Origin of the sequence: Paraclostridium sordellii (genome assembly GCF_000953675.1) — a bacterium.
In the GTDB taxonomy this organism is placed as follows: domain Bacteria; phylum Bacillota; class Clostridia; order Peptostreptococcales; family Peptostreptococcaceae; genus Paraclostridium; species Paraclostridium sordellii.
Genome location: NZ_LN679998.1, coordinates 3,355,957 through 3,365,132, shown reverse-complemented (window position 1 = coordinate 3,365,132; position 9,176 = coordinate 3,355,957). Strand labels below are relative to the sequence as shown.

Annotated in this window: 10 protein-coding genes, 1 tRNA gene, 1 other RNA gene and 1 other annotated feature; of the genes, 11 read left to right on the top strand and 1 reads right to left on the bottom strand. The window is 28.3% G+C overall.

The features are described 5' to 3' along the window. The first annotated feature begins 160 nt into the window (after positions 1-160). The 10 genes from ATCC9714_RS16350 (at position 161) to ATCC9714_RS16305 (ending at position 7,320) form a co-directional block, all read left to right on the top strand. Positions 161-382: a hypothetical protein gene (locus ATCC9714_RS16350; protein ID WP_021121710.1), complete on the top strand. Its 222-nt coding sequence runs from the start codon at positions 161-163 to the stop codon at positions 380-382. Positions 383-520: 138 nt separating this feature from the next. Next, complete coding sequence (locus ATCC9714_RS16345) at positions 521-1,393, top strand: mechanosensitive ion channel family protein (RefSeq protein ID WP_057554903.1); 873 nt, start codon at positions 521-523, stop codon at positions 1,391-1,393. Positions 1,394-1,463: 70 nt separating this feature from the next. Continuing rightward, positions 1,464-1,687: a binding site (T-box leader), on the top strand. Positions 1,688-1,824: 137 nt separating this feature from the next. Continuing rightward, complete coding sequence (serS, locus tag ATCC9714_RS16340; RefSeq protein WP_057545387.1) at positions 1,825-3,108, top strand: serine--tRNA ligase; 1,284 nt, start codon at positions 1,825-1,827, stop codon at positions 3,106-3,108. 170 nt (positions 3,109-3,278) lie between these two features. Further along, a complete protein-coding gene (locus ATCC9714_RS16335) occupies positions 3,279-3,731 on the top strand; it encodes a nucleoside deaminase (protein WP_021127142.1) in 453 nt (150 codons plus the stop codon). Positions 3,732-3,734: 3 nt separating this feature from the next. Further along, positions 3,735-3,827, top strand: a tRNA-Ser gene (locus ATCC9714_RS16330). 27 nt (positions 3,828-3,854) lie between these two features. Beyond that, positions 3,855-4,119: signal recognition particle sRNA large type (gene ffs, locus ATCC9714_RS16325), an RNA gene on the top strand. 151 nt (positions 4,120-4,270) lie between these two features. Beyond that, positions 4,271-5,911: a DNA polymerase III subunit gamma/tau gene (gene dnaX / locus ATCC9714_RS16320; RefSeq protein WP_057574327.1), complete on the top strand. Its 1,641-nt coding sequence runs from the start codon at positions 4,271-4,273 to the stop codon at positions 5,909-5,911. Positions 5,912-5,979: 68 nt separating this feature from the next. Continuing rightward, complete coding sequence (locus ATCC9714_RS16315) at positions 5,980-6,321, top strand: YbaB/EbfC family nucleoid-associated protein (protein WP_021127140.1); 342 nt, start codon at positions 5,980-5,982, stop codon at positions 6,319-6,321. 11 nt (positions 6,322-6,332) lie between these two features. Continuing rightward, complete coding sequence (recR, locus tag ATCC9714_RS16310) at positions 6,333-6,932, top strand: recombination mediator RecR (RefSeq protein ID WP_021121713.1); 600 nt, start codon at positions 6,333-6,335, stop codon at positions 6,930-6,932. A gap of 160 nt (positions 6,933-7,092) precedes the next feature. Beyond that, entirely contained in the window at positions 7,093-7,320 is a 228-nt protein-coding gene (locus tag ATCC9714_RS16305) for a hypothetical protein (protein ID WP_054631925.1), read from the top strand. Positions 7,321-7,369: 49 nt separating this feature from the next. On the opposite strand, the gene ATCC9714_RS16300 is transcribed toward ATCC9714_RS16305, so the two are convergent. Next, a complete protein-coding gene (locus ATCC9714_RS16300; protein WP_057545386.1) occupies positions 7,370-8,590 on the bottom strand; it encodes an MGDG synthase family glycosyltransferase in 1,221 nt (406 codons plus the stop codon). A gap of 184 nt (positions 8,591-8,774) precedes the next feature. On the opposite strand from ATCC9714_RS16300, the gene ATCC9714_RS16295 reads away from it, so the two are divergent. Then, complete coding sequence (locus ATCC9714_RS16295) at positions 8,775-9,002, top strand: glutaredoxin family protein (RefSeq protein WP_021127136.1); 228 nt, start codon at positions 8,775-8,777, stop codon at positions 9,000-9,002. The last annotated feature ends 174 nt before the right edge of the window (positions 9,003-9,176 follow it).

The window sequence follows — 9,176 nt, the reverse complement described above, 5'->3', positions numbered from 1 at the left end:
AACACAGAAGTTAAGCTCTTTAGCGCCGATGGTACTTGGTGGGAAGCTGCCTGGGAGAGTAGGACGTAGCCGCGTAGTCTTTTTTTATTTATAAAATTGTAATAAGAATATATTATATAACATATCTTTTATTAAATAGAAAATAAAAGGAGTATGGTATATGAGATTTAGTATAAATATGTGTAGAGGAAGTTTAGTAGATATTATTAAGTTGGCAGAAGAAAAATCATTACTAATAGAATCTATAGAACAAGGTCCTATAAATGATGATATGGTAAATATAAAAATAAAACTTTTGAAGGATAATGAAATTCATAGTGTAGATAGTTTCGTTAATTCTATAAAAGAATTAAATTCTTTAAATACCTGTGATATAATTTAAAAGCTATGTATTTATACATAGCTTTTTATTTTTATGTTATAAAATAAAGTAAATTAAGACAAGATATTTAAAATTACTACAAAATTTTATATAATAATTTATTAAGGTTATAGTAATTTTAAAAGGAGGATTTTAGCTGTGATATCAGGAAATACGACACAAATATCTCAACAAACGGTAGAGACATTTTTTCATGCAGTAAAAAATAGTGGGCCTAAATTAATTTATGCAGTTATAGTTTTAGTATTAGGATTATATGCATGTAGATTAGTAAAGAAACAATGTAAAAAATTTATATTAAAATATAATGTTGAGCGAGGAGTTGCAAACTTTGCATCTTATGCTATTTATGGTATATGCTTGGTAATAGTTATCATGACATGCCTTGATATAATTAACTTTCCAGTTCAATCTGTTATGACTGTAATGATTTCCTTAGTTGGTGTAGTTGGATTAGCGTTAGGTTTAGCATTTAAGGAGATACTATCTAATTTAGGAGCAGGAATAATTATATTATTTTTCCAACCATTTAAGACAGGTGATTATATAAGTGGATCTGGAGTGGATGGAACTGTAGCTGATATACAAATATTTAGTACTATCTTAAAAACTCCTGACAATAAGGCTATTGTTATTCCAAACTCAAAATTAACTAGTGATAATATAATTAATTATACCCATCAAGAGAATCGTAGAATAGATTTTTCATTTGGTGTTTCTTATGATTCTAATATAAAATTAGTAAAAAATGTTTTAGAAAATATTTTTAAAGAAGATAAAAGAATTTTATCAGATCCTGCACCGATTATTGGACTTAGTACATTAGGAGATAGTGCTATGCAAATTATAGCAAGACCTTGGGTTAAAACTGATGATTACTGGGATGTATATTATGATGTAATGGAAAAAGTTAAGATAAAGTTTGATGAAAACAACATAGAAATACCATTTCCATCAAGGGTTGTATATTACAAAAATATAGAAGAAGATTATAATAAACTAGAAAAATAAAAAAATTTTTGAATATTAGTATTGAAAGTTGATAATATATATAATATAATGATTAACAAATAGAACAAACAATAAAGCTGAGAAGGAAAATAGTAAAAAGCAAGTTTGTATTCAGAGAGTGAGTGGTTGGTGTGAACTCATTACAATGGTTTTTGAATCCATTCCCGAGCTACTAGTCGGAAATAATAGTAAGATTAGTCGTATACCTACGTTACAGGATTTAAGAGGCTTATATTTTATATAAATATAAGCAACTAGGGTGGCAACGCGGATAACAAGACTTTCGTCCCTTTTATAGGGGTACGGGGGTCTTTTTTTGTATACAAAAATGCAAATCCACTAAATGATAAATTATTGATATATCAATAGGGGTAACGTTATTTTGATCAGATAACAAATAAAAAATAAATAAAAAATAGGAGGAAGAAAAAATGTTAGATATAAAGAGAATAAGAGAAAACTTAGATGAAATAAAAAAAGCAATGGAAGTTAGAGGAGAAAAAGAATTCGACCTTGATGCTGTTGTTGAATTAGATAATAAAAGAAGAGAATTACTTCAAGAAGTAGAAGTAATGAAAAATGAATTAAATGTAGAATCTAAAAAAATACCTCAATTAATAAAAGAAGGTGTAGATGTAACTGATGCTAAAGCTAAGTTAAAAGAATTATCAGATAAAATAAAAGGTGTAGATGAAAAGGTTAAGGAAGTAGAAGGGGAATTAGAATATAGATTAATGAGAATACCTAATGTTCCTCACCCAGATGTTCCACAAGGAACGACTGATGAAGATAACGTTGAAATAAGAACTTGGGGAGAACCTACTAAGTTTGATTATGAAAACAAAGCTCACTGGGATATAGGAACAGGATTAGGAATATTAGACTTTGAAACTGCTGGAAAAATAACAGGATCAAGATTTACTTTATACAAAGGATTAGGAGCTAGACTTGAAAGAGCTTTAATAAACTTTTTCTTAAATACTCATACTGAAAAGCATGGATACACAGAAGTGCTACCTCCTTTCATGGCAAACAGAGCAAGTTTCATAGGAACTGGACAACTTCCAAAATTTGAAGAAGATATGTTCAAGTTAGAAGGACTTGATTACTTCTTAATACCAACAGCAGAAGTACCAGTAACAAATATACATAGAGATGAAATATTATCAGTAGATGAATTACCAATAAAATATTGTGCATATACTCCATGTTTTAGATCAGAGGCAGGATCTGCAGGTAGAGATACTAGAGGATTAGTTAGACAACATCAATTTAACAAAGTTGAATTAGTTAAATTCGTTAAACCAGAAGAATCATATGAAGAGTTAGAAAAATTAACTAATGATGCAGAAACTATGCTACAAATGTTAGGATTACCATATAGAGTAGTTAGAATATGTACAGGAGACTTAGGATTTACAGCTGCATTTAAATATGACTTAGAAGTATGGATGCCAAGTTACAATAGATATGTTGAAATATCTTCTTGTTCAAACTTTGAAGATTTCCAAGCTAGAAGAGCTGGGATAAGATTCAAGAGAGATAAAAAAGCTAAGGCTGAATACGTTCATACATTAAATGGATCTGGATTAGCAGTTGGAAGATGTTTAGCTGCTATATTAGAAAACTATCAACAACCAGATGGATCTGTAGTAGTTCCAGAAGTTTTAAGACCTTATATGGGTGTAGATGTAATTAAAAAAGGTGAATTATAAAATTTAGTAATAATACAAATATTAGGAAGTTTGATATATCAAGCTTCCTAATATTTTGTTAAAATAAAATATTTCTTGTGGAATTTTAGATGAATATGAATTTAAATTTGAGTTGAATTATAAATTTAATTATGGTAATATTAAAGAGGTTATAAGTTTTAGGAGGAAGCATGGATAAGTCATTTTATATGAATGAAGCAATAAAGGAAGCATATAAAGCTTATGAAAAAGGTGAAACACCTATTGGAGCTGTTATAGTTAAAGATGGAAAAATAATATCTAGAGCTCATAATCTAACTGAAACATTAAGTGATGCAACTGCTCATGCTGAAATTTTAGCGATAAGGAAAGCTTCAGATTACTTAGGTGGTTGGAGACTTATAAATTGTGACTTGTATGTAACTATGGAACCGTGTATAATGTGTAGTGGAGCTATAGTTCAGTCAAGAATAAAAAAACTTATAATAGGAACTAAGCATATTAAAAATTTAAATATAGAAAAACAACACAAATTTAAAATAGATTACTTTGATACGTGTAATATAGAAGTAACATTTGATGTTTTACAAGAAGAGTGTTCAAGTATATTACAGAAATTCTTCAAGGAATTAAGAAATCGATAGTAAGGAGAGATGGTCGAGTTGGTCGAAGGCGCTCGCCTGGAAAGTGAGTATACGGCTAAAACCGTATCGTGGGTTCGAATCCCACTCTCTCCGCCAAAAAATTTAATTATGGTTATAAGTTTGCTGTGCTAGACGGGAAGGTAGCGGTGTCCTGTAACCTGCAATCCGCTATAGCAGGGTTGAATTCCATCTAGAGGCTTATGTATTGTAGGGCTGCCCTAAATAAGTGGTGTTGACACTTAGGTCCTGCGCAACGAAAGCTCATAAATCCCGCCAGATCCGGAAGGAAGCAACGGTAAGTGATCACTTTCGTGTGCCGCGGGGGCGCCTAAGTCGAGCTAACTGTTTAGGTAACGCCTATGATAGTAAATCAATAGATGGTGCACAGCTTTAATATAAAAATAAAAATCCCTTAATATTAAGGGATTTTTTTAATATAAAAAATAAGAATTTAGTTTTTATATTATATTTAGATAAAAAGTTTTTATATTGGTATATAATAAAATATAGGTATTTTAAAATTAAGGAGAGATAAATTTATGCATAAGGCACTTTATAGAGCCTATAGACCTCAAAATTTTAAAGATGTTGTAGGGCAAAATCATATAATTAGAACTTTAAAAAATCAGATACAAAATAATAATGTTGGACATGCATATTTATTTTGTGGAACTAGAGGTACAGGAAAAACCTCTACTGCTAAAATATTTGCTAGAGCAGTTAACTGTGAAAATAGCATTGATGAAGAACCTTGTAATGAGTGTGAGGTTTGTAAAGATATATTAAATGACAACATAATGGATGTTATAGAAATAGATGCAGCATCAAACAATAGTGTTGATGATATTAGAGAAATAAGAGAGAATGTAAAATATACACCTGCAAAGTGTAAATATAAAGTCTATATAATAGATGAGGTTCATATGTTATCTCAAGGTGCATTTAATGCATTACTTAAAACATTAGAAGAACCTCCATCATATGTAATCTTTATTTTAGCGACTACAGAACCTCATAAAATACCAGCAACAATACTTTCAAGATGTCAAAGATTTGACTTTAAAAGAGTAACAGTTAAAGATATGGCAACTAGAATGAAAGAAATTTGTGATGATGTAAATATAGAAGTAGATGAAAGAGCTTTAAACCTGATTGCTAGAAATTCTCAAGGAGCACTTAGAGATGCACTTAGTATATTGGATCAATGTATGTCTTTTAGTGAAGGCAATATAGAATATAAAGATGTAGTTGATTTACTAGGAACAGTTAATATAGAACAATTATTTGAAATGGCAGAATATGTAATAAAAGAAGATACAAAAAAATGTTTAGAAATTTTAAATGAGTTTGTAATATGGGGAAAAGACATAAAAAATCTTGTAGATGATTTAATAGATCACTTTAGAAACTTAATGGTATGCAAAGTATCTAAAGATCTAGATGAAATAATATCACTTCCAGACGAAACTGTAGAATTGCTTAAAAGTCAATCAAGTTTAATAGAGACTAATGAAATTATAAGGATACTTAATATATTATCTACTACTCAGGATGCTATAAAATCGTCAACAAATCCAAGAGTATTAGCTGAAGTTAGTATAATGAAATTATCTCAACCTATGTTTGATGATAGTAAAGAAGCATTATTAAAGAGAATATCTACTTTAGAAGAGGCTATAAGAAGTGGAAATATAAAAATAAATAATATTGAAATTAAAGAATCTATAGAAGTAGAAAAGGAAATTGTACAAGAACAACCAAAGGAAGAAGTTTACTATGAAGAAGTAAAAAGTGAAGATGTTAAACTTATAGAAAAATCTTGGGAAAATATACTTATGCATATTAAGAAAGATAAAAATATGCCTGTATATGCAATACTAAGAGAAGCTAGGGAATTTAATGTAAATTCAAATAACCTATATATAATGTTTGATGATAATTTTGCTTTTGCAAAAAATAAATTAAGTGATAGTAATACTTTAGAATATGTTGAAAGTATAGTTAGAGAAACTATAAATAGAAGTTTTAGTATAAAAATAATATTAAGGTCAGAAAGTAAGAATATAAAGCTTGAGATAGAAAAAGAAGAAAAAGATAAAGGAGAAGAGATACTAGAAGAAGTATTTCCTAAAGAGATATTAGATATAAAGGAAAGTATAGCCGAAAATGAAATTAAATAATAAATACTATTATGATATAATAATAGCATAATTTAAATAAAAGACTATATTTAAGGAGGAAGTTAAACATGGCTAAAAAAGGATTCCCAGGAATGATGCCTGGAAATATGAATCAAATATTAAAGCAAGCTCAAAAAATGCAAAGTGATATGCAAAAAATGCAAGAGGAGTTAGAATCTAAAGAATTAGAAACTTCTGTTGGAGGAGGAGCTGTTACTGTTAAAGTTAATGGTAAAAAAGAAGTAGTAGATATACAAATAAAACCAGAGGTTGTAGATCCAGATGACATAGAAATGCTTCAAGACTTAGTATTAAGTGCTGTAAATGAAGCTTTAAGAAGTGTTGATGATATGCAATCTTCTCAAATGAACAAATTAACTGGAGGAATGAATATCCCAGGATTATTCTAGTAGGTGATAAGATGCAAACTTATTCAGGACCAATATCAACACTTATAGAAGAGTTTTCTAAGTTGCCAGGAGTAGGAAGAAAAACAGCTCAGAGGTTAGCCTTTCATGTTATCAATATGAATATGAATGATGTAGAAGCTCTATCAAAAGCGATTGTAGAAGCAAAGAAAGAAATTAAATATTGTTCTATTTGTTACAATATAACAGATAAAGATCCATGTAGTATGTGCTCTAATAAAAATAGAGATAGTAGTGTTATATGTGTAGTTGAAGATCCAAGAGATGTAGCAGCTATGGAGAGAACAAAAGAATTTAATGGACAGTACCATGTTTTAAATGGAGTGATATCTCCTATGGATGGTATAGGGCCAGATATGATAAGGATAAAAGAGCTTGTACAAAGACTAGGAAACCAAGATGTACGTGAAATTATAATGGCTACTAATCCTACAATTGAGGGAGAAGCTACTGCCATGTATATTGCTAGACTTTTAAAACCTATGGGAATAAAAGTAACTAGAATAGCTCATGGATTACCTGTAGGTGGGGATTTAGAGTATGCTGATGAAGTTACAATTTCAAAAGCATTAGAAGGAAGAAGAGAAATATAAAAAGTCGAGATTAAATCTCGACTTTTTTTATTTTTTATAAAATTATGTCAAAATTTAAAAGAATTTTTGATATAAAATTTGTAATAGAAATATTGAAGTATATATGTTGGTATTGTATAATTTGAGATATAATTTATAAAAATTTTAATAGGGGTGCAAAATGAAATCAGCTATGAATTTTGAAGAACATAAAGCTATGAAAGAAAAGCGAAATAAGAAGATGAAGTCGTCAAAAGATAAAGGTAAATTTAATGAGTTTGATGATATGAGTATTCTTATAAAGAAGAAAAGCAAGAAATCTTTAAAATCAAAAGAAAGCAATTTTAGAAATAATTATAAAAATTATCAATACGACTATGAAGAAGATTTTTATGAGCCTAACTATTAGGCTATTGGAAGATAAATAAAAAGATCTGTATATATATACAGATCTTTTTTTATTCTATTATAGATAAATTTTCTACAACTAAATTAGCTATATTTTGAGAAGAATTAAACTTTCTAATTGATTTTATATTCTTTTTAAGTATTTCTAACCTTGAAGAATCATCTATAAGAACTTTTAATAAAACTGATAAGGAATATTTTTTTGTTGTTCTTAGTGCAGATCCACAATTACATAGGAAATCTAAGTTTTCCTCTTCTTGACCTGGTATGTAATAAGGAACTATCATGGGAACATCTTTTAATAGAGCTTCTGTAGTAGTAAGCCCTCCTGGCTTAGTTACTAATACATCTATAGAAGCTAATATATCATTCATTTTATTAGTAAATCCAAGAACCTTTACTTTTTTATCTAAATTATGTAATTTTAATTTTTTATCTAATTTTTCCTTAAGAGATTCATTCTTACCTGTTATAACTAGAATTTGAAAATCTCTATTTATATTAATTAATTCTTCTAAAGTTTCTTTTATATTGCCAGCACCAAAACTACCACCCATTAAAAGTACTGTTAATTTACTAGAATCAAACCCTAATTCAGATAAAACTAATTCTCTATTTCTATGTTGAAGAAATGATTTTTCAACTGGAATTCCTAAAGGTTTTATTTTATTAGAATCAACTCCTTCAGAAATAAGAAGTTCTTTAACATATTCATGTCCCACTATATAATAATCTAGTTCATTTTGTATCCAAGTTGAGTGAGTTGTGTAATCTGTTAAAACTGATATAAGTATAGGGAATTGATTTATATTAAAATAACTAACAAATTTATCATTAAGGCTACTGTGAAAAACGGTGTTACTTATAGCGTGATGGCTACATTGTTTCTTTAATGTACTAAGAGCTATCATAGGAAATGGATGAGTACCTATTATAACATCAGGTTTTTCATCTAAAAGCAACTTTCTAAATTTTTTTGCCATGAATGTAGTTATCATATTATCTTTGAATTCATTTTTAGAAACTAATCCAGATTCAGAAAGACGATATACTCTACCATAGGCATTGGGAGTATATATTGCTGATTTTTCATAGCCTCTGGAGATTATTTTATCCATAGTTGTATTTACAAGTTTTAAACTATCCACTATCTTACATTCTATTGATTCTCCATTGACTGTTTTTTTTATTAGTTCTTCCTCTATCGCTCTAGCTGCTCTATTATGACCACCACCAGTAGAGGCAGACATAATTAATACTTTTTTGCTCATGTTTAGAATCCTCCTAAAATTAGCCTTTTGAATAATTTATATTTTATTAATAGTTTTAAATTAACATTTTTGGTCTAAAAATAGTATTGACATATTTCTATTAATATTTAATACTAATCTAATATATGTTTACAAAAAATACAAGTATGGTATTTTATAAGGAGTATAGGAGGTACATTAGATTATGAAAAAAGTTGAGATTTTTAGCAGTGATACATGTATAAAATGTGTAGAAGTTAAGAAATATCTTAAAGAAAAAAATATTGAATATATAGAATATAATATATCGAGAAATGAAGAAGCTAGAAGAAATCTTATTAAATTAGGTTATATGTCTGTTCCTGTATTATTAATAGATGGGAATCATGTATTAGGATTTGATATAGACAGGATAAATCAACTACTTGGATAGTTTTAACAATATATAAAATAGTGAATAAAAATTTATATAAATGGAAAGTTTACATTATAGATTAAAAAAAATAAAAAAACTTTAAAAAAAGTGTTGACGTTATTAAATTGAGATGGTATAGTATTACTTGTCCTTAAGAAAAGGGCAAACACAAATGATTAAAAGTAACGCCAA

Excerpts from the sequence above, each read along its gene's own strand:
- ATCC9714_RS16350 (WP_021121710.1), top strand. The coding sequence starts at position 161 with ATGAGATTTAGTATAAATATGTGTAGAGGAAGTTTAGTAGATATTATT.
- serS (WP_057545387.1), top strand. The coding sequence starts at position 1,825 with ATGTTAGATATAAAGAGAATAAGAGAAAACTTAGATGAAATAAAAAAA.
- ATCC9714_RS16305 (WP_054631925.1), top strand. The coding sequence starts at position 7,093 with ATGAAATCAGCTATGAATTTTGAAGAACATAAAGCTATGAAAGAAAAG.
- recR (WP_021121713.1), top strand. The coding sequence starts at position 6,333 with ATGCAAACTTATTCAGGACCAATATCAACACTTATAGAAGAGTTTTCT.
- ATCC9714_RS16315 (WP_021127140.1), top strand. The coding sequence starts at position 5,980 with ATGGCTAAAAAAGGATTCCCAGGAATGATGCCTGGAAATATGAATCAA.
- ATCC9714_RS16295 (WP_021127136.1), top strand. The coding sequence starts at position 8,775 with ATGAAAAAAGTTGAGATTTTTAGCAGTGATACATGTATAAAATGTGTA.
- dnaX (WP_057574327.1), top strand. The coding sequence starts at position 4,271 with ATGCATAAGGCACTTTATAGAGCCTATAGACCTCAAAATTTTAAAGAT.
- ATCC9714_RS16300 (WP_057545386.1), bottom strand. The coding sequence starts at position 8,590 with ATGAGCAAAAAAGTATTAATTATGTCTGCCTCTACTGGTGGTGGTCAT.
- ATCC9714_RS16335 (WP_021127142.1), top strand. The coding sequence starts at position 3,279 with ATGGATAAGTCATTTTATATGAATGAAGCAATAAAGGAAGCATATAAA.